Raw genomic sequence first — 24,460 nt, forward strand, 5'->3', positions numbered from 1 at the left:
GAGGTGCGCCCGGATGACCAGCACGGTCCCCGCGCTCGGAACCCTTACGGCCGAAGGCTCCGCCCTGCAGGCGGTGCTCCTCGACATGGACGGCACCCTGGTGGACACCGAGGGTTTCTGGTGGGACGTCGAGGTGGAGGTCTTCGCCGCCCTCGGTCACACCCTGGACGAGTCCTGGCGGCACGTCGTCGTCGGCGGGCCCATGACCCGCAGCGCCGGCTTCCTCATCGAGGCCACCGGCGCCGACATCACCCTCGCCGAACTCACCGTGCTGCTCAACGAGGGCTTCGAGGACCGTATCGACCGTGCCCTGCCGCTGATGCCGGGCGCCGCCCGCCTGCTCGCCGAACTCCACGAGCACGCCATCCCGACGGCCCTGGTCTCCGCCTCCCACCGGCGCATCATCGACCGCGTGCTGGGCATCCTCGGCGCCCACCACTTCGCCCTGTCCGTCGCAGGCGACGAGGTCTCACGCACCAAGCCCTTCCCCGACCCCTACCTGCTCGCCGCGGCGGGGCTCGGCGCCCGGCCGGACAGATGCGCGGTGGTGGAGGACACCGCGACCGGTGTCGCCGCCGCCGAGGCCGCGGGCTGCCGCGTCGTCGCCGTACCCTCCGTCGCCCCCATCGGCCCGGCCGCCGGACGCACCGTGGTGACCTCTCTGGAAGAGGTCGACCTGGCATTTCTGCGCGGCCTGATGACGGAAATGCTCTAGCTGTTCACCCAGCGTGCAAAGTCCATTGGCCCGGCTGGACAAATTTCCGGGGAAGTACACCGAAGTGGAATTCACGACCGGCCGTCCGGCCGAATTCCACTGACTCGCCGCACAGTTGGAAGTGTGACGTTCCCCACTCCGACGACCCTCGACAACCCGGACCGACTGTGCTGAACGACCCCGTTGGGCCCGGAACGACGGGTCTTTGTGTCCCGATTGATGGGATGCTGCACTAATCCTGCCGCTGTCGGGTTTTCGGTCTGTCCGCACCCGGTTTCACTGCGTGATGGCGGGTCAACTCACGCGGCTGTGAACCCTCCTGCGGGCGCGGACTAATCTCATCGCGAGAACATCGCCGCATCCCCCCGTGATCCGCCGCACCACCCATGCATGTCGGATACACGGACCCGAACAGCTCTGGAGAAACCCCCGCATGAACCGCAAGACTTTGGTGCTGCCGGCGGTGGCCGGCCTGCTCACCCCGGTTCTCGCCGCGTGCGGCGGATCCGGCAGCGGGAGCAAGAGCGGAGACGCCATCGTCGTCGGCACCACGGACCGGTTCACCACCACCAGCGACGCCCCGGCGCCCCTCGACCCGGCCTACGCCTACGACGTCGGCACCTGGAACATCCTGCGCCAGACCGTGCAGACCCTGATGGCGCAGCCCAAGGGCGAGGGCGACCCCGTCCCGGACGCCGCCGAGAGCTGCTCCTTCACCGACAGCGGCAGCGAACGCTACGCCTGCAAGCTCCGCGACGGCCTGAAGTTCGCCGGCGGCGACCCGGTCACCGCCCAGGACGTCAAGTACTCCATCGAGCGCGCCCTGCGCATCAAGTCCAGCAGCGGTGTCTCCTCCCTGCTGAACACCATCGACACCATCGAGACCCAGGGCGACCGCGAGGTCATCTTCCACCTCAAGACCGCCGACGCCACCTTCCCGTACAAGCTGTCCACCCCGGTCGCGGGCATCATCAACCCGAAGGACTACCAGAACGGCAAGCTGCGCGACGGCTTCGAGGTCGACGGTTCGGGCCCCTACACCTTCCAGGCCGACGTCAGCGGCAACACCATGAGCGCCGCCACCTTCACCAAGAACCCCAACTACAAGGGTGCCGTGAAGGTGAACAACGACAAGGTCGTCCTGCGCTCCTTCAGCGACGCCGACGCCATGGGCGCCGCCATCGACAAGGGTGACATCGACGTCATGACCCGCACCATGTCGCCCGCCCAGATCCAGAAGCTGGACGCCGGCAGCGCCAACAAGGTCGACCTGGTCGACATGCCGGGCCTGGAGATCCGCTACCTCGCCTTCAACACCAACGCCAGCAGCGTGAAGTCCAAGGCCGTACGCCAGGCGATGGCCCAGATCATCGACCGCGCGGCCCTGGTCTCCAAGGTCTACGGCACCCAGGCCGAGCCGCTGTACTCGCTCGTCCCCGCCACGGTCACCGGCCACTCCAACTCGTTCTTCAACAAGTACGGCAACCCCAGCGTCGCCAAGGCCAAGACCCTGCTCACCCAGGCCGGCATCGCCACCCCGGTCAAGCTGACCCTGCACTACACCACCGACCACTACGGCTCCGCCACCCAGAAGGAGTTCGAGGTCCTGCAGCAGCAGCTCAACGACAGCGGCCTGTTCGACGTCTCCCTCCAGGGCCACACCTGGGACACCTTCCGCCCGGCGGAGCAGAAGGGCCAGTACGACGTCTACGGCATGGGCTGGTTCCCCGACTTCCCGGACGCCGACAACTTCCTCGCGCCCTTCCTCGACAAGGACAACTTCCTCGGCTCGCCGTACTCCAACGGCACCATCCAGCGCACCCTGATCCCGGAGTCCCGGCGCGAGGCCGACCGGATCAACGCCGCCAAGAGCCTGACGGCGATCCAGGACATCGTCGCCGAGGACGTCCCGGTCCTGCCGCTGTGGCAGGGCAAGCAGTACGTCGCCGCACGGGACGACATCACGGGCGTCGCCTACGCCCTCAACTCCTCCTCTACGCTCCAGCTGTGGGAGCTCGGCCGCGGTGTGAGCGGCTGACGGCTCTCTCACCGGGGCATGGACGGACGCCCCGGTACCCGGGGCCGGGCACCGTGGCCCCGGGGTGACGAACCGACGACAAGGCAATATCAAGTGAACATGCGCAACCAGTGGCCAGTCCTGCCCGTCGTGGCGGGGCTGGCCTCCGGCCTGTTGACCGGCTGCGGCTCGGGGAGCGGTGATTCCGGGGGTACCGGCTCCTCCGTGGTGATGGGGATGTCCGACGACGTCCTCGCCACGGACCCGGCCTCCGGCTACGACCCCGGCTCCTGGCTGTTGTTCGACAACGTCTTCCAGTCACTGCTCAGCTTCCCCAAGGGCGCCACCGAACCCCAGCCGGAACTCGCCAAGGAGTGCACCTTCACCGACTCCCGGGCCACGGTCTACCGGTGCACGCTCAGAGACGGCCTGAAGTTCAGCAACGGTGACGCCCTCACCTCGAAGGACGTGAAGTTCTCCTTCGACCGCATGCTGAAGATCAACGACCCCTCGGGGCCCGCGATCATGTTCCCGATGCTCGGCAGCATCGACACCCCGGACGCCAAGACGGTCGTCTTCCACCTGAAGTCCTCCGACGCGACCTTCCCCAGCAAGCTCGCCTCCGGCGCCGGCTCCATCGTCGACCACCTCCAGTACGACGCGAACGGCCTGCGCACCGACCACAAGGCCGTTGGGTCCGGCCCCTACAAGCTGGACTCCTTCGACCAGGACAAGGCCGTCTTCTCCGTCAACGACAACTACAAGGGCACCGCCAAGGTCAAGAACTCCGGCGTCACCCTGAAGTTCTTCCACGGAGACCGCACCGCCCTGAAGAAGGCCCTCCTCGACGGCAACGTCGACATCGCCTACCGAGGCCTGTCCGCCTCCGACATCGCCGGCCTCGACCAGCAGCAGGGCAAGGGCGTCGACGTCATCGACGGCACCAGCGCCGAAGTCCAGCACCTGGTCTTCAACATGAACGACCCGGTCGCCGGAAAGCTCGGCGTCCGCAAGGCCATGGCCTACCTCATCGACCGCGACGCCCTCATCAAGAACGTGTACCAGGGCACCGCCACCCCGCTGTACTCGGTCATCCCGGCGGGCATCGTCGGCCACAACACGGCCTTCTTCGACACCTACGGCGCCCGCCCCTCCCAGGCCAAGGCCGCCGCCGCACTGCGCGCAGACGGCGTCACCGGCAAGGTCAAGCTCACCCTGTGGTCCACGCCGTCCCGTTACGGCCCCGCCACCGACGAGGAGCTGAAGGCCATAGCCGGCCAGCTCAACGCCAGCGGCCTGTTCGACGCCGACGTCAAGTCGGTCGCCTTCGACCAGTACGAGAAGGACATCGCGGCCGGCAAGTACGGCGTCTACGTCAAGGGCTGGGTCCCGGACTACCCGGACGCCGACAACTTCACCGCACCCTTCTTCGGCAAGGGCAACGTGCTGGACAACAACTACAGCAACCGCACCATCACCGGCACCCTCATCCCCGACACCGCCGCCCAGAGCGACCGCGCCGCCACCGACAAGGACTTCGGCCGGCTGCAGAACATCGTCGCCACCGAACTGCCCGTCCTGCCCGTCTGGCAGGCCAAGCAGTACGCCGTCGTCCGCGACGGCGTCTACGGCCTGGAGTACTGCCTGGACTCCTCCACCGTCTTCCGGTTCTGGGAACTCAGCAAGAGCTGACGGCCGTTGACACCGAGGGCGCCCCTCCCCGCACGGGAGGGGCGCCCTTCGCCGTCGTACCGACGAAACCGCTCACTGTGCGCCGGGACGCACCAGGCCGCTCTCGTACGCGTACACCGCCGCCTGCACCCGGTCCCTGAGACCCAGCTTGGTCAGCACATGCCCGACGTGCGTCTTGACGGTGGTCTCACTGACGAACAGGTCGGCGGCGATCTCCGCGTTGGACAGACCCCGCGCCACCAGCTTCAGCACCTCCACCTCACGGTCGGTGAGGGTGTTCAGGGTGTCCGGCACCGGCTCCTCGCCGGAGGGGAGGTGCGTGGCGTACTTGTCCAGCAGCCGGCGCGTGATGCTCGGCGCCAGCATCGCCTCACCCGCCGCCACCACACGGATCGCCTGCACCAGTTCGTTCGCGGGCGCGTCCTTCAGCAGAAAGCCGCTCGCCCCGGCCCGCAGCGCCTCCACCACGTACTCGTCCAGGTCGAACGTGGTCAGCACCAGCACCTTCGCCGGGCCGGACCGGTCGGGCCCGGTGATCTGCCGGGTCGCCTCCACCCCGTCCATCCGCGGCATACGGATGTCCATCAGGACCACGTCCGGCTGCAGGGCCCGCACCTGATCGAGGGCCTGCAGGCCGTCACCGGCCTCGCCCACGACCGCGATGTCCTGCTCGGCCTCCAGGATCATCCGGAAACCCGTACGCAGCAGGGGCTGGTCGTCGACCAGTAGGACACGGATGGCCACGTGACACTCCTTCGCTAGTCCGGGCCCATTCTGCCCTGCGACACACTCCCGGACTCGCGCGCCCTCACCGGCAGCGACTGTGACTCCCGGGGAGCAGCCCCCGGACCCCCGGCCGATACCCCGCCGGGCTCCCTGACCGGCAAGGGATACGGCGGGGGAGTGCCCCCGAACTCCGGGCAGTGCGCCTGGTGGTCGCACCAGCCGCACAGCTTGGTCGGACGCGGCCGCCACTCCCCGGTCTCCGTCGCCTGCCTGATGGCCTCCCACAGCGCGTGCAGCTTGCGCTCCACCCGCTCCAGATCGGCCAGGACGGGATCGTAGGTCAGCACATCGCCGCTGCCGAGATAGACCAGCTGCAGCCGCCGCGGCACGACCCCCTTCAACCGCCACACCACCAGGGCGTAGAACTTCATCTGGAACAGCGCGCCCTCGGAGTACTCCGGCCGCGGTGCCTTGCCCGTCTTGTAGTCGACGATCCGCACCTCACCGGTCGGCGCCACATCCACCCGGTCGATGATGCCGCGCAGCCGCAGCCCCGACTCCAGCTCCGCCTCCACGAACAGCTCCCGCTCGGCCGGCTCCAGCCTCGTCGGATCCTCCAGCGTGAACCAGCGCTCGACCAGCCGCTCGGCCTCCTGAAGCCACCCGGCCAGCCGCTCCCCCTCCGGATCGTCGGCGAACAGCTCGCCCAGCTCCGGCCTGCTGTCCCGCAGCCGGTCCCACTGGCCCGGGATCAGCGCCTTCGCCCGGGGCGCGGTCCGCTCCGCCGCGGGCGCGTCGAACAGCCGCTCCAGCACCGCGTGCACCAGCGTGCCCCGGGTCGCCGCCGGGCTCGGCTTCTCCGGCAGCCGGTCGATCACCCGGAACCGGTACAGCAGCGGGCACTGCATGAAATCACCGGCCCGGGACGGGGAGAGCGAGGTGGGCGGGACGGCTGTGCGCTCGGCACCGGCCTCCGGCGCGGCGGCCACGGTCGCCCCCGCAGCCACCGAGGGCCCCGGCACCGGGACCGGCGGAGCCGTCATGGGCGTCGGCTGCGGCGCGTCGGCCGGATCCGTCTGCTCGGCGCCCCCCGACAGGGCTCCCGCGTCCTCGATGCTGCTGTCCATGTCCACAGACCTTACGGCCCACCACTGACAGTGACCCAGCCGCCGCCCGCGTCCGGCCCCGCGACCGCACGGCGAACACAAGGGGTGCCGGGGCGAAACGCGTCACCACGGCCGCATACCATCGACCAGAGACCCTTCCGTCCGGCAGGTACGGAAGACGCTTCGAACGAGGGGACACCGTGGACGTGAGCGGCGGGAGCGGGCAGCCGCGGTCCGGCAACGACAAGCCGGCCGAGCACCCCGCGGGCCCAACGGCCCCGACGACCGGCCCCACCGACCCCGCGGGCCCGCAGCCCCGGCCCGCCGCGGACCACCGCGGGACCGAGGCCGACGCCAAGGGGCGCGCCTTGGACCGCCCGACCGCCCCACGACCTGCCCAGCCCGCAGCGGACACCACCGACCCCGACGACGGTTCGGACGCCCCCGCGCCTGCGGGCGACACGACCGGCACCGGCGCCGGCAGCGCGAACGCCGAGCGGACCCACGCCGGCCCGGCCGACACCGGCGAAACCGGCACCAGCGCCTCGGACGCCGGCGCAACCGACGGCCACCCCGAAGCCACGGACCGGAGTGACGCCGGCACCGAGGGACACCCCGGCGGCCCCACCCGCCCCGAAAACGCCCCCGCCCCCGGCACCGGCACCGGACACGCGCGCGACACCCGCCCCGAGCACCGGTCCCTGGCGCACTCCGGAATCGCCAAGGGCGAGCCGCCCCAGCCGAGGCCCAAAGAGCCCGGCGGCGGCATCCTCATGGGCCGCCCCTTCGGCGTACCGGTGTACGTCGCACCGAGCTGGTTCCTCGTCGCCGCCCTCATCACCTGGGTCTTCGGCGGCCAGCTCGACCGCGTACTGCCCGAACTGGGCGCCGCCCGCTACCTGGTCTCCCTGTTCTTCGCCGTCGCCTTCTACGCCTCCGTACTGGTCCACGAACTGGCCCACACCGTCGCCGCGATCCGCTTCAAGCTGCCCGTCCGCCGCATCCAGCTGCAGTTCTTCGGCGGCGTCTCCGAGATCGAGAAGGAGGCCGAGACCCCGGGCCGCGAGTTCGTCCTCGCCTTCGTCGGGCCCCTGCTCTCCCTCGTCCTGGCCGGCCTGTTCTACCTCGCCATGAAACCCGTCGAACCCGGCACCGTCCCCGGCGTCCTGCTGGCCGGCCTGATGATCTCCAACCTCATCGTGGCGATCTTCAACCTCCTCCCCGGCCTGCCCCTCGACGGCGGCCGCATGCTCCGCGCCGTCGTCTGGGCCATCACCGGCAAACCCATGAGCGGCACCGTCGCCGCCGCCTGGGTCGGCCGCGCCCTCGCCGTCGCCGTCCTGATCGGCCTGCCCCTGCTCAACCAGTCCGGCGCCCTCGGCGGCAGCAGCGAGGACACCGGCGGCATGGACACCGTCACCGACGCCCTGCTCGCCGCCATCCTCGCCGCCATCATCTGGACCGGCGCCGGCAACAGCCTGCGCATGGCCCGCCTGCGCGAACACCTCCCCGAACTGCGCGCCCGCACCCTCACCCGGCGCGCCGTACCCGTGGAGACCGACACTCCGCTGTCGGAGGCACTGCGCCGCGCCAACGCCGCAGGCGCCCGCGCCCTCGTCGTCGTCGACGCCCACGGCAACCCCCTCTCCCTGGTCCGCGAGTCCGCCATCGTCGGCGTACCCGAACACCGCCGCCCCTGGGTCGCCGTCAGCGGCCTCGCCCAGGAGCTCACCGACGGCATGCGCGTCTCCGCCGAGCTCGCCGGAGAAGAACTCCTGGACGTCCTGCGCGCCACCCCCGCCACGGAGTACCTGGTGGTCGAGGAGAGCGGCGAGATCTACGGCGTCCTGTCGGCGGCGGACGTGGAGCGGGCCTTCGTGAAGGCCATGGCCCGCCCCAGCTAGTGGTCGGTGGCCCCCTCCGCTGCCGGTACCCTGGTCACATGTCCGAACCGACCGGTGCCGCCCGCAGGCGCGGGCCCTTCAAGGTCGGGGACCAGGTACAGCTGACCGACCCCAAGGGCCGCCACTACACGTTCACGCTCGAAGCCGGGAAGAACTTCCACACCCACAAGGGCTCCTTCCCGCACGACGAACTGATCGGCGCTCCCGAGGGCAGCGTTGTCCGCACCACCGGCAACGTCGCCTACCTCGCGCTGCGCCCCCTGCTCCCCGACTACGTCCTGTCCATGCCCCGTGGGGCAGCCGTCGTCTACCCCAAGGACGCGGGGCAGATCCTCGCCTTCGCCGACATCTTCCCCGGCGCCCGCGTCGTCGAGGCCGGCGTCGGCTCCGGCTCGCTCAGCAGCTTCCTGCTGCGCGCCATCGGCGACCAGGGCATGCTGCACTCCTACGAGCGCCGCGAGGACTTCGCCGACATCGCCAAGCAGAACGTGGAACGCTACTTCGGCGGCCCCCACCCCGCCTGGCAGCTCACCGTCGGCGACCTCCAGGACAACCTGTCCGACACCGACGTCGACCGCGTCATCCTCGACATGCTCGCCCCCTGGGAATGCCTCGAAGCGGTCTCCAAGGCACTCGTCCCCGGCGGCATCCTCTGCTGCTACGTGGCCACCACCACCCAGCTCGCCCGGACCGTGGAGTCCATCCGGGAGATCGGCTGCTTCAACGAGCCGACCGCCTGGGAAACCATGATCCGCAACTGGCACATCGAAGGCCTGGCCGTCCGCCCCGACCACCGCATGATCGGCCACACCGGCTTCCTGCTCACCGCCCGCCGCCTCGCCGACGGCGTCGAGCCGCCCATGCGCCGCCGCCGCCCCGCCAAGGGCGCCTACGGCGAGGACTACGCCGGACCCAACGCCGACGGCGGCACCGCCCGCTGACCGACCCCGCACACAGCACAACGCAACGGCGCCGTGCCCCAGTTCCCGCACACCGACGGGAACTGGGGCACGGCGCCCGCGCGTTGACACGGCACCAGGGACCCACCCCGCAACGGCGCGTACGCCCGCCACCCACGCGAGCCCCGCCCGCAGGAATCCCGACCCCGCCGTTCCCCCGCACTGTGACGTGTGGCACCATGCAGGCCACCCCCACCGGCACAGCCCTCACAGGAGACACTCCTAGTGCAGCAATCCGCCGTTCCGGAGCTCGCCCACACCCACACCCGACCCATCCACTGGGTCGCCACCGCCACAGCCGTCGCCGGCGTCGTGGCCCTCTCCTCCGTCGTACAGCCCGGATCGGCCACGGCCGCCCAGACCCACACCGACACCCGCAGCACGTCCGCCCCCGCGGCCGTCGCACCGCCCAGCACCACCGGCGTGGACTTCCCCCTGCACTGCGGACCCGTGAAAGCCGTGGTCGCCAAAAAAGCCACCGGAGACCTCGACGGCGACGGCCGGCCCGAAACCGTCGCAGTCGTCCACTGCGACTCCGCCATGGGCACACCCCCCGACGGCCTCTACGTCCTCACCCGCTCCGCCGACAGCAGCACACCACGCGTCGTCGCCACCCTCGTCGACCCCAAGGACCGGCTCACCGTCACCGGCCTCACCCTGCACGCCGGCACCCTCGACGCCACCCTGCTCGGCTACTCCTCCGACGCCGTCCCCGACTGCTGCCCCGACCTGAAAACCCCGACCAAGTGGCACTGGAACGGCAACGCGTTCATCCGCACCACCAACGCCGACACCCACAGCGTCTGACACCGGGCCCGGCCCGGACTCACTCCGCGTCGGGCCCGTACACCTCGACCCTGTCCGAAACCCGGCGCACATGAATGCACTCCCCGGGACACTCCCGCGCCGAGTCCACCACATCCGCCAGCAACGGCAACGGCACCGGCACCGACGCCCCCGCAGCCTGCAGCAGCTCCTCGTCCGCGCCCTTCACATAGGCCAGCCCGTCGATGTCCAGCTCGAACACCTCAGGGGCGTACTGGGCGCAGATCCCGTCACCGGTACACAGATCCTGGTCGATCCAGACCTCCAGCGCCTCCCCGCCCGGGGCCTCCTGCTGCACGGTCACCTCTCCTGCCGTCGAATACGCCGAGCGGCACCGGCACCCCCAGGGCCAGCCGGGTCCGCACCAGCGGCCGTTGAACACCTCCGACCCTACCCCCGCCCGCATTCCAGCCACGCTCCACCGGCACCGGGTTTCCACCCCCACCACCTCGGGTACGAGCGCCCGACCAGGACAGAGGTGAAACCCACCACTTCAAGCCACGCCGACCGTGACACCGGCCGCCCACGCCGTCGCTCTGCGTGATGACCGCGCGAGCGCCCTGCGGGCTGCCCATCCCCCCGGCGAGACCACCCGCAACAGACAACTCCGGCCACTCCTGAAGGGTTTTGACCACCCGATGCCCGGAACAAGCTGCTTCCGCATCACGTTGAGTGGGTATTCCCTCCGTGCGAGGGAGAGCGCAACGGGTGACCGACGACACACCTTGACAGTCTCTGTGATCTAGGGGTTTCAATCGACACCCACCCAGGTAGGGTCTGGAAGCGTCCAGCTCCCCTTGGAGGAGGTGAGGACCGTGGCAGCCCACGACGACGACATGAACCGCGGCATCCGCCCGGGACGAGGGTCCGACGACCCGGCCGGGCAGATCGCCTACCTTGAGCAGGAGATCGCCGTCCTGCGACGCAAGCTCGCCGACTCTCCGCGACACACGAGGATTCTCGAAGAGCGGATCGTCGAGCTGCAGACCAACCTGGCCGGCGTGTCCGCCCAGAACGAACGGCTGGCCAACACCCTCCGCGAGGCCCGCGACCAGATCGTGGCCCTCAAGGAAGAGGTCGACCGGCTCGCCCAGCCGCCCGCCGGCTTCGGCGTCTTCCTGCAGGCCAACGAGGACGGCACCGCCGACATCTTCACCGGAGGCCGCAAACTCCGCGTGAACGTCAGCCCCAGCGTCGACCTCGACGACCTCAGGCGCGGCCAGGAAGTCATGCTCAACGAAGCGCTCAACGTGGTCGAAGCCATGGAATTCGAGCGCGTCGGCGACATCGTCACCCTCAAGGAGATCCTCGAGGACGGCGAGCGCGCCCTCGTACTGGGCCACACCGACGAGGAACGGGTGGTACGGCTCGCCGAGCCGCTGCTGGACGTCACCATCCGCGCCGGCGACGCCCTCCTGCTCGAACCCCGCTCCGGCTACGTCTACGAGGTCGTCCCCAAGAGCGAGGTCGAAGAACTCGTCCTCGAAGAAGTCCCCGACATCGGCTACGACCAGATCGGCGGACTCGGCAACCAGATCGAAGCCATCCGCGACGCGGTCGAGCTGCCCTATCTCTACCCCGACCTCTTCAAGGAACACGAGCTGCGCCCGCCCAAGGGCGTCCTGCTCTACGGCCCCCCCGGCTGCGGCAAGACACTCATCGCCAAGGCCGTCGCCAACTCACTCGCCAAGAAGGTCGCCGAAGTCACCGGCCAAGCCGCCGGCAAGAGCTTCTTCCTCAACATCAAGGGACCCGAGCTCCTCAACAAGTACGTCGGCGAGACCGAGCGGCAGATCCGCCTCGTCTTCCAGCGAGCCCGCGAGAAGGCCAGCGAGGGCACCCCCGTCATCGTCTTCTTCGACGAGATGGAATCCCTCTTCCGCACCCGGGGCTCCGGCGTCAGCTCCGACGTGGAGAACACCATCGTCCCCCAGCTGCTCGCCGAGATCGACGGCGTGGAAGGCCTGCAGAACGTGGTCGTCATCGGCGCCTCCAACCGCGAGGACATGATCGACCCCGCCATCCTGCGCCCCGGCCGGCTCGACGTGAAGATCAAGATCGAGCGCCCCGACGCCGAAGCCGCCAAGGACATCTTCGGCAAGTACCTCACCGAACGCCTCCCGCTGCACGCCGACGACCTCGGCGAACACGGCGGCGACAAGGCCACCACCGTCCAGAGCATGATCCAGACGGCGGTCGAGCAGATGTACGCCGAATCCGAGGAGAACCGCTTCCTGGAAGTCACCTACGCCAACGGCGACAAGGAAGTCCTCTACTTCAAGGACTTCAACTCCGGCGCCATGATCGAGAACATCGTCGGACGCGCCAAGAAGATGGCGATCAAGGACTTCCTCGAAAAGAGCCAGAAGGGCCTCCGCGTCTCCCACCTCCTCCAGGCCTGTGTGGACGAGTTCAAGGAGAACGAAGACCTCCCCAACACCACCAACCCCGACGACTGGGCCCGCATCTCCGGAAAGAAGGGCGAACGGATCGTCTACATCCGCACCCTCATCACCGGAAAGCAGGGCGCAGACACCGGACGCTCCATCGACACGGTGGCGAACACCGGTCAGTACCTGTAACACCAGGGCGGCTGCGGGTGCCCTCACCGGGTACCCGCAGCCCTCGCGTTTTTCAGGCCACGACCGGAGCAGCCAATGACGCAAATGATCTCCCCACCAGCGCAAAGGCGTTCTAGGCTCGTTCCTGCCGCCGAAACGCGCAGTGCGGGGACGGGCACCGCACACGCACCGGAGCGCCAGCGGTACGTGAGCGGCGCCCACGACCGAGGGTGCCGCCGGGCAAGGAGGGCCGCATGACCGTACGGCGAGTAATGGGCATCGAGACGGAGTACGGGATCTCCGTCCCCGGCCACCCCAACGCCAATGCCATGCTCACCTCATCCCAGATCGTCAACGCCTACGCAGCCGCGATGCACCGGGCCCGCCGGGCCCGCTGGGACTTCGAGGAAGAGAACCCGCTACGCGACGCGCGAGGCTTCGACCTCGCCCGGGAGGCCGCCGACGCCAGCCAGCTCACCGACGAGGACATCGGCCTCGCCAACGTCATCCTCACCAACGGTGCGCGACTCTACGTCGACCACGCCCACCCCGAATACAGCGCCCCAGAAGTCACCAACCCCCGCGACGCCGTCCTCTGGGACAAGGCCGGCGAACGCATCATGGCCGAGGCCGCCGAACGAGCCGCCCAGCTCCCCGGCGCCCAGCCCATCCACCTCTACAAGAACAACACCGACAACAAGGGCGCCAGCTACGGCACACACGAGAACTACCTGATGAAGCGGGAAACCCCCTTCTCAGACATCGTCCGCCACCTCACCCCCTTCTTCGTCTCCCGCCAGGTCTTCGCCGGCGCCGGCCGCGTCGGCATCGGCCAGGACGGCCACGAACACGGCTTCCAGATCAGCCAGCGCGCCGACTACTTCGAAGTCGAGGTCGGCCTCGAGACGACCCTGAAACGCCCCATCATCAACACCCGGGACGAACCACACGCCGACGCGGAAAAGTACCGCCGCCTCCACGTGATCATCGGCGACGCCAATCTCTCCGAGATCTCCACCTACCTCAAACTGGGCACCACCTCCCTGGTCCTGTCCATGATCGAGGACGGCTTCATCGCGGTGGACCTGGCCGTCGACCAGCCGGTACGAACCCTCCACCAGGTCTCCCACGACCCCAAGCTCAAGCGACTGGTCACCCTCCGCAGCGGCCGCACCCTGACCGCCGTGCAACTCCAGATGGAGTACTACGAGCTCTCACGCAAATACGTCGAGGAACGCTACGGCGCCGACGCCGACGAACAGACCAAGGACATCCTCACCCGCTGGGAAGACACCCTCACCCGGCTGGAGAACGACCCCATGAGCCTCGCCGGCGAACTCGACTGGGTCGCCAAACGCGAACTCATGGAGGGCTACCGCCGCCGCGACAACCTCGACTGGGACGCCGCCCGCCTCCACCTCGTCGACCTCCAGTACGCCGACGTACGCGCCGAGAAAGGCCTCTACAACCGCCTCGCGGCCCGCGGCCGCATGAAGCGCCTCCTGGACGAGTCCGAGGTCGACAAGGCCCGCACCACGCCGCCGGAGGACACCCGCGCCTACTTCCGCGGACGCTGCCTGGAGCAGTACGCCGACGACGTCGCCGCGGCCAGCTGGGACTCGGTCATCTTCGACCTCCCCGGCCGGGACTCGCTCCAGCGCGTCCCAACCCTGGAACCACTACGCGGAACGCGAAATCACGTCAAGGAACTGCTGGACCGCTGCCGCACCGCAGAAGACCTGGTCAGGGTCCTGTCAGGCGGCTGAGCGGGCCAGGGGGGCACCCGGTGCGGCCCCGGCGGGCAGGGTGGAAACCCGGCCCGCCGGGAATCATCGGGGTGGCCCCCGTACGTTGGAGAAACTGCGGGGCCGATGTCGGACCCGGCTTGTAGGGTCTGATCATCACCGATCGGCAGGCGAACTGAGCGGGGTGAGGGTTATGGCAACCAAGGACACCGGCGGCGGTCAGCAGAAGGCCACGCGCGCGACCGAGGAGGTCGAGGAGCAGGCGCAGGACGCGCAGGCTTCGGAGGACCTCAAGGAGCGGCACGAGAAGCTGAGCGATGACGTGGACTCCGTCCTCGATGAAATCGACGATGTCCTCGAGGAGAATGCCGAGGACTTCGTGCGATCCTTCGTTCAGAAGGGTGGGCAGTAAGGCCCTTTTTCCTTCGAATCGAAGGCGAACGGAGATCGGGTGTGTTGGGGGAGCCGGAAGTGAAGCGCTGCGCGCGGTGCGGAGAAGCCAAGCCGCGCGCAGCCTTCGCGGCCAAGCGAGGCAATCTTGACGGCTTGCAGCACCGTTGCCGCGAGTGTTCGGCTGAGGCCGACCGCAAGCGCCGGCCGGCCATGGGCAGGACAGTTCCACCGCGCGGAGCCGTCCCAGACGGTCACAAGCACTGTCAGGGCTGTGGAGACAGCCTCACCGAAGACGAGCGCGACGCGATGATCGTCTCCCAGCGAGGCCTGTGCCCGATCTGTCTCACTGCCCCTGCTGTGCATGTGGATCACTGCCACAAGACGGGTAGGGTCCGTGGCGTACTGTGCTTCAACTGCAATTCCGGCCTCGGCCTGTTGAGGGACGACCCCGAAGTCGTACGCCGAGCCGCCGCCTATCTGGAAGGAAACTTGTGGAAGCCAACTCTCGTGGCACCGGGCGTCTACCAGCTGCCTTCCTGACGCCAGGGTCCTCCTCCTTCATGGACTTCCTGTCCGAGCACCAGCCGGAGATGTTGCCCGGCAACCGGCAGCTGCCACCCACGCAGGGGGTGATCGAGGCGCCGCACGGCACGACCATCGTGGCGGTGACCTTCCCCGGTGGTGTCGTACTGGCCGGTGACCGTCGGGCCACCATGGGCAACATCATCGCTCAGCGGGACATCGAGAAGGTGTTCCCGGCGGACGAGTACTCGGCGGTCGGTATCGCCGGCACCGCCGGTCTGGCCGTGGAGATGGTGAAGCTCTTCCAGCTGGAGCTGGAGCACTTCGAGAAGGTCGAGGGTGCTCAGTTGTCGCTGGAGGGCAAGGCGAACCGGTTGTCGACGATGATCCGTTCGAACCTGGGTATGGCCATGCAGGGCCTGGCCGTGGTCCCCCTCTTCGCCGGGTACGACCTGGACCGCGAGAAGGGGCGGATCTTCTCGTACGACGTCACGGGTGGCCGTAGTGAGGAGCACAACTTCGCGGCCACGGGTTCGGGCTCGATCTTCGCGCGCGGTGCGATGAAGAAGTTGTTCCGTGACGATCTGAGCGAGGAGCAGGCGACCACGCTGGTGGTGCAGGCTCTGTATGACGCGGCTGACGACGACTCGGCGACCGGTGGTCCCGATGTCGCCCGCCGGATCTACCCGATCATCACCGTGATCACCGAGGACGGTTTCCGCCGGCTGACGGAGGAGGAGTCGTCCGAGCTCGCTCGTGCGGTGCTGCAGAAGCGCCTGGAGGAGCCGGACGGTCCGAAGGCCGCTCTGCTCTGAGTGCGGGCCCGGTTCTTATCGAAGGTGATCCAGTGATCATGACAGAAAGGGACGGATAACCGGTGTCGACGCCGTTCTATGTCTCACCCCAGCAGGCCATGGCCGACCGGGCGGAGTACGCCCGGAAGGGCATCGCCCGTGGCCGCAGCCTGGTGGTCATGCAGTTTGCCGACGGCATTGTGTTCGTCGGTGAGAACCCGTCCCGTGCGCTGCACAAGTTCAGCGAGATCTATGACCGGATCGGTTTCGCGGCCGCCGGTAAGTACAACGAGTACGAGAACCTGCGGATCGGTGGTGTGCGGTACGCGGACCTGCGGGGTTACACCTATGACCGTGATGATGTGACTGCTCGTGGTCTGGCGAACGTCTATGCCCAGACGCTCGGCACGATCTTCTCGTCTGCGGCTGAGAAGCCGTACGAGGTGGAGCTGGTCGTGGCGGAGGTGGGGGAGACCCCGGAGGGTGACCAGATCTATCGGTTGCCGCATGACGGGTCGATCGTGGACGAGCACGGTTCGGTGGCGGTGGGTGGCAACGCCGAGCAGATCAGCAGTTTCCTGGATCAGCGTCACCGGGACGGCATGTCGTTGGCGGAGGCGCTGAAGCTGGCCGTGCAGGCGTTGTCCCGTGACACCAACGGCAGTGAGCGGGAGATTCCGGCGGAGCGTCTGGAGGTGGCGGTGCTGGACCGTACGCGGCCGCAGAAGCGGAAGTTCAAGCGGATCGTGGGTCGTCAGCTGTCGCGTCTGCTGGCGGCGGAAGGTGCGGCCTCCGAGGCGGAGACTTCTGAGGAGGAGGACTCCGAGGAGGAGTGACCTGGCGCCCTGTTTGCCTGCTGTCGTGTGCCCCGGCTGGTGTTCTGGCCGGGGCACACGGCGTTCTGGTGCGTCAGCGGGGCGCCTGCGCGGCCGGTGGCGGGGCCGTGGAGCCGCGGACGACGAGGTGGACAGGGATGTCCCCGCTTGGGGGCTCCCGGCCCTCCAGGACGGCGAGCAGGGCTCGCATGCCGTGTTCGCCGAAGAGTTCGGCGTCGAGTCGTACGGTGGTCAGTTCGGGGTCGATGGCGGTGGCGAGGCCGAGGTCGTCGACGCCGGTGACGGAGATGTCGTCGGGGACGCGCAGGCCGAGGCGGCGGAGGGCTTTGTAGGCGCCGGCGGCGAGTTTGTCGTCGTCGCAGACGACGGCGGTGGGGCGGGGGCCGGGGGCGGTGAGTGCGGTGTGGGTTGCGGTGAGGGCTCCTTCGATGGAGATGGGGGCCCGGGCGGTCCGCACGTCGGTTCCCGGTAGGGCGGCCATGCGCGCTGCGAGTTCCCGTGCCCGGATCTCGAAGGTCCAGGAGGGTACGTCGGCGGCGAGGTGGAGGATGCGGCGGTGGCCGAGGGCCAGGAGGTGTTCGGTGATCTGGCGGATGCCGTCGGTGATGTCGAGGTTGACGGTGGCGGCGCCGAGGCTGCCTTCGGGGTCGCTGTCGAGCATGACGAGGGGGAGTTGGTCGCCGCGGATGGCGGTGAGGGCGTCGGCGGCCATGGAGGAGGCGATCACGCCGTCGAGGGCGGTTTGTGCGGAGGCGAAGGGGTCGCGGGCGGGGCCGATGCCTTCGGGGGAGGGGTAGAGGACGACTCCGAAGCCGTTTTCGGCTGCGACGCGCGCGGCACCGGTGTAGACGCCGGCGAAGAACTCTGTCGTCAGGGCCGGCACGACGAGCAGGACGGTGCGGGTGCGGCCGAGGCGTAGGTTGCGGGCGGCGAGGTTGGGGCGGTAGCCGAGTCGGCGTGCGGCGTCGCGGACCCGTTCGGCGGTGGTGGCGGAGACGCGGCCGCGCCACTTGTCGCCGAGGACGAGGGAGACGGCTGCCTGGGAGACGCCGGCTGCCTGGGCGACGTCCCGGCTGGTGGGTCGCGTGCTGCTGGGTGCCACCTGGGCCTGCCTCTTCGTGTGGACGTGTGAACAGCGCACATGGTACGTATGGGAAGCGAGGTTATACGTAAAACGTGAGGCTGGAGGGCGGCTCATGGCCACGGGTTATCTGGAGATACTCCGGGCGCGGCATGCGCTGAGGCTGCTCACCGGCACGCTGGTGGGCCGGTTGCCGAACGCGACGGCCGCGATCGCCCTGGTGCTGTTCGTCCGTGCCGAGGGTGGCACGTACAGCCTTGCGGGTGCTCTCGCCGCGGTCTACGGCGTCGCCAATGCCGTGGGTCAGCCGGTGCTGGGCCGGCTGGTGGATCTGCACGGGCAGCCGCGCGTCCAGTTGCCGGCGGCGGTCCTTGCGGCCCTGTCCATGGCGGTCTTCGCGTTCTCGGGCACCGGTCGGCTGCCGCTGGCGTATGTGGCCGTGGCGGCGTCCGGTCTGTTCACGCCGCCGCTGGAGGGGGGCCTGCGTGCGCTGTGGCCGTCGGTGCTGGGCCGGGAGGAGCAGGTGCACACGGCGTACGCCATGGACGCGATCGCGCAGGAGGTCATGTTCACGGTCGGGCCGCTGCTGGTGACGCTGTGCGTGTCGCTGTGGGACGCGCGCGCGGCGCTGCTGGTGCTGAACGCGCTGGGCGTGCTGGGTGCGCTGTCCGTGGTGGTCTCGCCGCCGTCGCGTGCGTGGCGGTCGGCTCCGCGCGAGGCCCACTGGCTCGGTGCGCTGCGCTCGCCGGGACTGCTGGTCCTGCTGGGGGCCTTCCTGTTCGTGGGGATCGCGCTGGGCTCGATCACGGTGGCGTCGGTGTCGTACGCCGATGGTCATGGCGGTGACGCGGTGTACGGCTGGATGATGGCGGGGCTGGGTCTGGGTGCGTTGGCCGGTGGCACGGTGTACGGGGCGCGGCGGTGGGCGGGTTCGCCGGAGCGGCGACTTCGGGTGCTGGTGGCTCTTCTGGCGGTGTGTTATCTGCCGTTGCTGCTGACTCCGGGGGCGGTGGCGATGGTGCTGCTCGCGGTGGTCTCGGGGGTCTTTCTCGCGCCGTGTATCGCCTGTGCGTTCATCATCGTGGACCGGCACGCGCCGGGCGGGACGGTGACCGAGGCGTTCTCCTGGCTTGTGACGACGTTCACGGTGGGTGCGTCGGTGGGGACGGGGGTGGCGGGGCCGGTGGTCCAGGCCGGTGGCACGGTGTGGGGGTTCGCGGTTCCGGGTGCGGCGGGGGCGGTGTCGTTGCTGGTGCTGCTCGCGGCGGGGCGGGTCCTCGCAGCTCCCGTGCGGGGCGGGGTGGTTGCGTGTTCACCGGAAAATGATCCAAATCGTGCTGTCGAACCCCGTTTCAGCTCGGGGGATCGGGCGTAATGTTCAGTCATGGACCGCCGCATTTTCGGGCTGGAGAACGAGTACGGTGTCACGTGCACGTTCAGGGGACAGCGGCGCCTGTCTCCTGACGAGGTGGCGCGGTACCTCTTCCGCCGTGTCGTGTCATGGGGCCGCAGCAGCAATGTCTTTCTGCGAAACGGCGCCCGGCTCTATCTCGACGTGGGCTCACATCCGGAATACGCGACACCCGAATGTGACAACGTGATCGAACTGGTCACCCACGACAAGGCCGGCGAGCGCATTCTCGAAGGACTCCTGGTGGACGCGGAGCGACGCCTGCACGAGGAGGGGATCGCGGGCGACGTCTACCTGTTCAAGAACAACACCGACTCCGCGGGCAACTCCTACGGCTGCCATGAGAACTATCTGGTGGCCCGGCACGGGGAGTTCTCGCGGCTCGCGGACATCCTGATCCCGTTCCTGGTGACCCGGCAGCTGCTGTGCGGTGCGGGGAAGGTGCTGCAGACGCCGCGCGGTGCCGTGTACTGCGTGAGTCAGCGTGCGGAGCACATCTGGGAGGGTGTGTCGTCGGCGACGACCCGTTCGAGGCCGATCATCAACACGCGTGACGAGCCGCATGCGGACGCCGAGCGGTATCGCCGGCTGCATGTCATCGTGGGTGACTCGAACATGTCCGAGACGACGATGCTGCTGAAGGTCGGTGCGACGGACCTGGTGCTGCGCATGATCGAGGCGGGCACGGTGATGCGTGACCTGACGCTGGAGAACCCGATCCGGGCGATCCGTGAGGTCAGCCATGACATCACGGGCCGGCGCAAGGTGCGGCTGGCCAGCGGCCGGGAGGCGTCGGCGCTGGAGGTGCAGCGGGAGTACTTCGACAAGGCGGTGGACTTCTGCGACCGCCGGGGGATCCGCACGGGTACGGTCGCGCAGGTCCTGGAGCTGTGGGGCCGTACGCTGGACGCGATCGAGGCCGAGGAACTGGACCGGATCGCCACCGAGATCGACTGGGTGATGAAGTACAAGCTCATCGAGCGGTACCGGGCCAAGAACAACATGACGATGTCGCATCCGCGGGTCGCGCAGATAGACCTCGCCTACCACGACATCCATCGTCGTCGGGGTCTGTACTACCTGCTGGAGAAGAAGGGTCAGGCGGCCCGGGTCTGCAACGACTTGAAGATCTTCGAGGGCAAGTCGGTTCCGCCGCAGACCACTCGGGCGCGGTTGCGCGGTGACTTCATCCGGCGGGCGCAGGAGCAGCGCAGGGACTTCACGGTCGACTGGGTGCATCTGAAGCTCAACGACCAGGCGCAGCGGACCGTGTTGTGCAAGGACCCGTTCCGTTCGGTGGACGACCGGGTGGAGAAGCTGATCGCCGGAATGTAGGCGAAAGCGGGTGGGTCAAGCGTTTCGGGGGCGAATTGCCGGAACGCCACACGGGCGTCGTACGTTTCCGGTACGGCGCCCGTGTCGCGTCGTAGAGTTGCGCGCACGCCATCCGCAAGATCGACCGATTACGAGGCTCTTCCGTGCGCCGACGTTCGCTTCTTCTCGCTGCCGTTCCCGCAGGACTGGTCACGCTCGCCGGGTGCGGCAAGTCCGGTTCCGGCAAGGCCGGTGTCTCGCCGTCGCCGTCGCCGTCGGTGTCGACGGTGCCTCCGCCGAAGATCGTGGAGGGGCCGTTGCCGGCCATCACGGCGGGCACGAAGTTCGGTGAGAAGCCGACCGTGGCCAAGGGGCCGGGCGAGCCGTCGAAGAACCTGGCGGTGCGGACGGTGATCGCGGGCGGTGGTCGTACGGTCGCGGAGAACGACTTCGTCCAGGCGAACTACCTGGGTCAGATCTGGGACACGGGCAAGGTCTTCGACAACTCCTACGACCGCAAGACCCCGCTGGTCATTCAGCTCGCCCAGGGCAGCAGCATCGACGGCTGGCGGTACGGGCTGGCGGGCAGGAAGGCCGGCAGCCGCGTCCTGATGGCGGTGCCGCCCACCTGGGGTTACGGCACGTCGGGGCAACCGCAGGCGGGCATCAAGGGCACCGACACGATGGTCTTCGTCGTCGACCTGATCGATGTCTTCAACTCCAAGAGCTCCTCGCACGGCAAGCCGGTCCCGCAGAGCGACACGGCGCTGCCGCAGGTCGCCACGAACACCGACGGCAAGGTGCCCAAGGTCACCGTCCCGAAGGCCGGCCCGCCGAGGAAGCTCGTGTCCACCTACGTCCTGGAGGGCGACGGGCCGGAGCTCAGGGCGGACCAGACGGTCCTGTGCCAGTTCCAGGGTCTGGTCTGGGAGAGCGGCAAGACCTTCGAGCGGACGTACGGGTCGGGGCGGCTGAGCCAGTTCCCGCTGGGGCAGATCGAGCAGCTGGTCAAGGGTCTGGCGCAGGGGCTGACCGGCAAGAAGGTGGGCAGCCGCGTGCTGGTCGTCGTGCCGCCGGCGCTGGGCTACGCCACCGTTCCACCCGGCGGGGTCATCAAGAAGGACTCCACGCTCGTCTACACGGTGGACATCCTCGCGGCAATGTGAGCGGGTGGTCCGTGGCGGGTGGGGAAGCTGGTGTCCGTGGCGGGTGTCGGGGGTGCGGAGATGAAAGACTGTCCGCGTTTCGTGTCGTACACAAGCAGGAGCTTTTGACGTGAGCATCGATAAGCCCGAGATCGACTTCCCGGGTGGCGAGCCCCCGGCGGACCTCGAGATCAAGGACATCTGGGAGGGCGACGGGCCGGTGGCGCAGGCGGGTCAGACCGTCACCGTCCACTACGTGGGTGTCGCCTTCAGCACCGGCGAGGAGTTCGACGCCAGCTGGAACCGTGGCACTCCGTTCCGTTTCCCGCTGGGTGCCGGCCGTGTCATCGCGGGCTGGGACCAGGGTGTGCAGGGCATGAAGGTCGGTGGCCGTCGCCAGCTGACCATCCCGGCCCACCTCGCCTACGGCAACCAGAGCCCGACCCCGGCGATCAAGCCGGGCGAGACCCTGATCTTCGTGGTGGACCTGCTGGGCGTCTGATCCCGGCCCGGTTCCTTGTGATCCGCACGTGATCCAACCTGATCGACCGGCCGTATCCGATCGGTTCCGATCAGCTGGGGCCCATGCCTGTCCGGGCATGGGCCCTCGGCTTTTGCCACCGCACCCGGGAGCGGTACGGTCATCGGTCGGAAGCACCATAGGAAAGGTGAAGGGCGTCGATGGCCATTGCCAAGGCCGAGCGGCTGATGAACCTCGCGCTGTGTCTGCTCGGCACACGGCGGCCGCTCAGCAAGCGCGAGCTGCGCGATTCCATCGAGGCTTACGTGGAGGCCTCCAGGCCGGAAAGAGGCGTGGCCTCCAGGCCGGAAAAGGGCGCAGCGGGCAGCGACGACTCCTTCAACCGGATGTTCGAGCGGGACAAGGACGACCTGCGCGAGCTGGGCCTGGTCATCGAGACGGTGGAGAACCTGGACGGCGAGGTCGGTTACCTGGCCCGCCGGGACAGCAACCGCCTGCCTCCCATCACGCTGGACGCGGAGGAGGCCGCGGCGCTCGGTCTCGCCGCGAAGGTGTGGCAGCAGGCCCGTCTCGCCGGCGCGGCCAGTGGCGCCCTGCAGAAGCTGCGCGCCGCGGGGCTGCCCGAGGATGTCGACCCGTACGAGGCGCACGGCGCGCTGGAGCCCCGTATCCCGGTGCACGAGGCCGCCTTCGAGCCGCTGATGCTGGCCTGCCGGGACCGCCGCCCGGTCGTCTTCGACTACCGCAAGGCCTCAGCCGCCCGCCCCGAGCCCCGGCATGTGGAGCCGTGGGCGCTGGAGTGCTGGCGCGGGCACTGGTACCTGGCCGGTTTCGACCGTGACCGGGGTGCCGAGCGCGTCTTCCGGCTCTCCAGGATCACCGGGCGGGTGCGTTCGCGCGGTACGGGCTTCACCGCTGCCGTGCCCGACGTCGTCACCGTGCGCGAGACGGTGGCGAGCTGGGCGGGCGAGATCGCCGACGGCACGGCCCTGATCCGGCTGCGTTCCGGTGCTGGTTACCCCCTTCGGGCGAAGGCCATCGGGGTGCGGGAACTCGGGGACGGCTGGGACGAGTTGGAGATTCCGTACGGGCACGGCCTGGACGCCTGGCTGGTGGAGTTCGGGCCGGACGTGGTGGTGGTGGAGCCGGCCGAGCTGCGCGCGGACGTGGTGGACCGGCTGCGTGCCGTGGCCAAGGGCTGACAGGGGGAGCAGGACTGTGGCAGGCAAACCGGTCAGGCCCGTGAACGCCATCGACCAGACCCGGCGGATGCTCTCCCTGGTGACCTATCTCAGGGAGCGGCCCGGCGCCCGGATCGCGGACGTCGCGCGCGCCTTCGGCATCACCGAGGACGAGCTGGTCGCCGACCTCGATCTGCTGCCGATGTGCGGCACCAGCTTCCGGGGCGGCGATCTGCTGGACATCGACACCGACGGGGAGCGGATCTGGTGGCACAACCCGGCCGCGCTGGGCGAGGAGGCGGCCGAGCCACTGCGGCTGGCCGCCGACGAGGCCACCGCGCTGCTGGTGGCCGCCCGGGCGGTCTCGACCCTGCCGGGCCTGCGCGAGGGCGACCGGCAGGCCCTGCTGCGGGCCACCGCGAAGGTGGAGGCCGCCGCCGGTGAGGCCGCCGGCGCCAGCGCGCGGCTGTCGGTGACCTTCGAGTCCGAGGGCGGCGTCTTCGCCGACGTCGACCGGGCGATCTCCGAGCGCCGCCGGCTGTGGATCCGCTACTACTCCCCGGCCCGCGACGAGGTCACCGAGCGGGAGATCGACCCGATCCGGCTGGTCAGCGTCGGCCACACCTATGTGGAGGCCTGGTGCCGGCGCTCCGAGGCGCGGCGCACCTTCCGGCTGGACCGGGTCGCGGAGATCCGGATCCTGGACGAGCCGTCCGCGCCCCCCGAGATGGAGCTGCGCGACCTCTCCGAGGCCCTGGTGCAGCCGGCCGCCGAGGATCCGGAGGTCGTGGTCGAGGTCGGCCCGGGCGGCCGCTGGGTGGCCGAGTACTACCCGCACGACGCCGCCGATGAGCTTCCCGACGGCGGGCTGCGTATCACTCTGCGCACCCCCGATCCGGCCTCCCTGCGCCGGCTGGCGCTGCGACTCGGCCGCGACGGCCGGATCGTCTCCCCGCCGGAGCTGGCCGAGAGCGCCCGCAGGGCGGCGGCACAGGCGCTGGCGGCGTACGACACGGCGCCGTCGGAATGAGCCGCCGGGGCGCTGTGGAGCG

Annotated in this window: 22 protein-coding genes; 18 read left to right on the plus strand and 4 right to left on the minus strand. The window is 69.2% G+C overall.

The features are described 5' to 3' along the window. The first annotated feature begins 13 nt into the window (after positions 1-13). The 3 genes from ACFYZB_RS08750 (at position 14) to ACFYZB_RS08760 (ending at position 4,424) form a co-directional block, all read left to right on the plus strand. Positions 14-715, plus strand: coding sequence for an HAD family phosphatase (locus tag ACFYZB_RS08750; RefSeq protein WP_351206646.1), 702 nt, complete (start codon positions 14-16; stop codon positions 713-715). 433 nt (positions 716-1,148) lie between these two features. After that, complete coding sequence (locus ACFYZB_RS08755) at positions 1,149-2,753, plus strand: ABC transporter substrate-binding protein (protein WP_388755987.1); 1,605 nt, start codon at positions 1,149-1,151, stop codon at positions 2,751-2,753. 93 nt (positions 2,754-2,846) lie between these two features. After that, positions 2,847-4,424 carry an ABC transporter substrate-binding protein gene (locus tag ACFYZB_RS08760; protein ID WP_388755990.1) on the plus strand — a complete coding sequence of 526 codons (1,578 nt, stop codon included), beginning with the start codon at positions 2,847-2,849 and terminating at the stop codon, positions 4,422-4,424. A gap of 72 nt (positions 4,425-4,496) precedes the next feature. Here the strand turns inward: ACFYZB_RS08760 and ACFYZB_RS08765 are convergent, their stop codons facing one another. Next, positions 4,497-5,168: a response regulator transcription factor gene (locus ACFYZB_RS08765; RefSeq protein WP_228618649.1), complete on the minus strand. Its 672-nt coding sequence runs from the start codon at positions 5,166-5,168 to the stop codon at positions 4,497-4,499. Positions 5,169-5,182: 14 nt separating this feature from the next. After that, positions 5,183-6,193 (minus strand): RecB family exonuclease, encoded by a 1,011-nt coding sequence (locus ACFYZB_RS08770; RefSeq protein ID WP_388756516.1) that lies wholly within the window; start codon positions 6,191-6,193, stop codon positions 5,183-5,185. Between the two features lie 263 nt (positions 6,194-6,456). On the opposite strand from ACFYZB_RS08770, the gene ACFYZB_RS08775 reads away from it, so the two are divergent. From ACFYZB_RS08775 to ACFYZB_RS08785, 3 genes are all read left to right on the plus strand, one after another. Next, positions 6,457-8,160 carry a site-2 protease family protein gene (locus ACFYZB_RS08775; RefSeq protein WP_388755994.1) on the plus strand — a complete coding sequence of 568 codons (1,704 nt, stop codon included), beginning with the start codon at positions 6,457-6,459 and terminating at the stop codon, positions 8,158-8,160. 38 nt (positions 8,161-8,198) lie between these two features. Beyond that, complete coding sequence (locus ACFYZB_RS08780; RefSeq protein ID WP_351206636.1) at positions 8,199-9,101, plus strand: tRNA (adenine-N1)-methyltransferase; 903 nt, start codon at positions 8,199-8,201, stop codon at positions 9,099-9,101. A 243-nt stretch (positions 9,102-9,344) separates the two neighbouring features. Next, complete coding sequence (locus tag ACFYZB_RS08785; RefSeq protein ID WP_388755997.1) at positions 9,345-9,926, plus strand: hypothetical protein; 582 nt, start codon at positions 9,345-9,347, stop codon at positions 9,924-9,926. A 19-nt stretch (positions 9,927-9,945) separates the two neighbouring features. Here the strand turns inward: ACFYZB_RS08785 and ACFYZB_RS08790 are convergent, their stop codons facing one another. Then, a complete protein-coding gene (locus tag ACFYZB_RS08790; protein ID WP_069781832.1) occupies positions 9,946-10,248 on the minus strand; it encodes a ferredoxin in 303 nt (100 codons plus the stop codon). 511 nt (positions 10,249-10,759) lie between these two features. Here ACFYZB_RS08790 and arc point away from each other — a divergent pair. The 6 genes from arc (at position 10,760) to prcA (ending at position 16,795) form a co-directional block, all read left to right on the plus strand. Beyond that, positions 10,760-12,526, plus strand: a complete 1,767-nt coding sequence (gene arc / locus ACFYZB_RS08795; RefSeq protein WP_351206630.1) for a proteasome ATPase — start codon at positions 10,760-10,762, stop codon at positions 12,524-12,526. Between the two features lie 233 nt (positions 12,527-12,759). Continuing rightward, complete coding sequence (gene dop / locus ACFYZB_RS08800) at positions 12,760-14,271, plus strand: depupylase/deamidase Dop (RefSeq protein ID WP_388756000.1); 1,512 nt, start codon at positions 12,760-12,762, stop codon at positions 14,269-14,271. Positions 14,272-14,443: 172 nt separating this feature from the next. After that, entirely contained in the window at positions 14,444-14,662 is a 219-nt protein-coding gene (locus ACFYZB_RS08805) for a ubiquitin-like protein Pup (protein ID WP_023551933.1), read from the plus strand. Between the two features lie 287 nt (positions 14,663-14,949). Further along, positions 14,950-15,183: an endonuclease VII domain-containing protein gene (locus ACFYZB_RS08810; protein ID WP_388756519.1), complete on the plus strand. Its 234-nt coding sequence runs from the start codon at positions 14,950-14,952 to the stop codon at positions 15,181-15,183. Next, on the plus strand, positions 15,135-15,980 hold the full coding sequence (gene prcB, locus ACFYZB_RS08815; protein ID WP_351206624.1) for a proteasome subunit beta: 846 nt from the start codon (positions 15,135-15,137) through the stop codon (positions 15,978-15,980). The genes ACFYZB_RS08810 and prcB overlap by 49 nt, the downstream gene beginning before the upstream one ends. A 62-nt stretch (positions 15,981-16,042) precedes the next feature. Next, positions 16,043-16,795 carry a proteasome subunit alpha gene (gene prcA / locus ACFYZB_RS08820; RefSeq protein ID WP_351206622.1) on the plus strand — a complete coding sequence of 251 codons (753 nt, stop codon included), beginning with the start codon at positions 16,043-16,045 and terminating at the stop codon, positions 16,793-16,795. 73 nt (positions 16,796-16,868) lie between these two features. On the opposite strand, the gene ACFYZB_RS08825 is transcribed toward prcA, so the two are convergent. After that, a complete protein-coding gene (locus ACFYZB_RS08825) occupies positions 16,869-17,897 on the minus strand; it encodes a LacI family DNA-binding transcriptional regulator (RefSeq protein WP_388756004.1) in 1,029 nt (342 codons plus the stop codon). 94 nt (positions 17,898-17,991) lie between these two features. Here ACFYZB_RS08825 and ACFYZB_RS08830 point away from each other — a divergent pair, with 94 nt between their 5' ends. The 6 genes from ACFYZB_RS08830 to ACFYZB_RS08855 all read left to right on the plus strand — a co-directional run bounded on the left by ACFYZB_RS08830 (position 17,992) and on the right by ACFYZB_RS08855 (position 24,438). Then, on the plus strand, positions 17,992-19,251 hold the full coding sequence (locus tag ACFYZB_RS08830) for an MFS transporter (RefSeq protein ID WP_388756521.1): 1,260 nt from the start codon (positions 17,992-17,994) through the stop codon (positions 19,249-19,251). 9 nt (positions 19,252-19,260) lie between these two features. Next, positions 19,261-20,622: a Pup--protein ligase gene (pafA, locus tag ACFYZB_RS08835; RefSeq protein ID WP_351206618.1), complete on the plus strand. Its 1,362-nt coding sequence runs from the start codon at positions 19,261-19,263 to the stop codon at positions 20,620-20,622. Between the two features lie 143 nt (positions 20,623-20,765). Continuing rightward, positions 20,766-21,767 (plus strand): FKBP-type peptidyl-prolyl cis-trans isomerase, encoded by a 1,002-nt coding sequence (locus ACFYZB_RS08840; protein WP_388756006.1) that lies wholly within the window; start codon positions 20,766-20,768, stop codon positions 21,765-21,767. Between the two features lie 109 nt (positions 21,768-21,876). Then, positions 21,877-22,248: an FKBP-type peptidyl-prolyl cis-trans isomerase gene (locus tag ACFYZB_RS08845; protein ID WP_351206614.1), complete on the plus strand. Its 372-nt coding sequence runs from the start codon at positions 21,877-21,879 to the stop codon at positions 22,246-22,248. 179 nt (positions 22,249-22,427) lie between these two features. Beyond that, a complete protein-coding gene (locus ACFYZB_RS08850) occupies positions 22,428-23,429 on the plus strand; it encodes a helix-turn-helix transcriptional regulator (RefSeq protein WP_388756010.1) in 1,002 nt (333 codons plus the stop codon). A gap of 16 nt (positions 23,430-23,445) precedes the next feature. Further along, entirely contained in the window at positions 23,446-24,438 is a 993-nt protein-coding gene (locus ACFYZB_RS08855; protein ID WP_388756013.1) for a helix-turn-helix transcriptional regulator, read from the plus strand. The last annotated feature ends 22 nt before the right edge of the window (positions 24,439-24,460 follow it).

The organism is Streptomyces sp. NPDC001852, assembly GCF_042891825.1.
Taxonomy (GTDB): Bacteria; Actinomycetota; Actinomycetes; order Streptomycetales; family Streptomycetaceae; genus Streptomyces.

Excerpts from the sequence above, each read along its gene's own strand:
- ACFYZB_RS08780 (WP_351206636.1), top strand. The coding sequence starts at position 8,199 with ATGTCCGAACCGACCGGTGCCGCCCGCAGGCGCGGGCCCTTCAAGGTC.
- ACFYZB_RS08750 (WP_351206646.1), top strand. The coding sequence starts at position 14 with ATGACCAGCACGGTCCCCGCGCTCGGAACCCTTACGGCCGAAGGCTCC.
- ACFYZB_RS08850 (WP_388756010.1), top strand. The coding sequence starts at position 22,428 with ATGGCCATTGCCAAGGCCGAGCGGCTGATGAACCTCGCGCTGTGTCTG.
- ACFYZB_RS08770 (WP_388756516.1), bottom strand. The coding sequence starts at position 6,193 with ATGACGGCTCCGCCGGTCCCGGTGCCGGGGCCCTCGGTGGCTGCGGGG.
- ACFYZB_RS08830 (WP_388756521.1), top strand. The coding sequence starts at position 17,992 with ATGGCCACGGGTTATCTGGAGATACTCCGGGCGCGGCATGCGCTGAGG.
- dop (WP_388756000.1), top strand. The coding sequence starts at position 12,760 with ATGACCGTACGGCGAGTAATGGGCATCGAGACGGAGTACGGGATCTCC.
- pafA (WP_351206618.1), top strand. The coding sequence starts at position 19,261 with ATGGACCGCCGCATTTTCGGGCTGGAGAACGAGTACGGTGTCACGTGC.
- ACFYZB_RS08810 (WP_388756519.1), top strand. The coding sequence starts at position 14,950 with ATGATCGTCTCCCAGCGAGGCCTGTGCCCGATCTGTCTCACTGCCCCT.
- ACFYZB_RS08755 (WP_388755987.1), top strand. The coding sequence starts at position 1,149 with ATGAACCGCAAGACTTTGGTGCTGCCGGCGGTGGCCGGCCTGCTCACC.
- ACFYZB_RS08805 (WP_023551933.1), top strand. The coding sequence starts at position 14,444 with ATGGCAACCAAGGACACCGGCGGCGGTCAGCAGAAGGCCACGCGCGCG.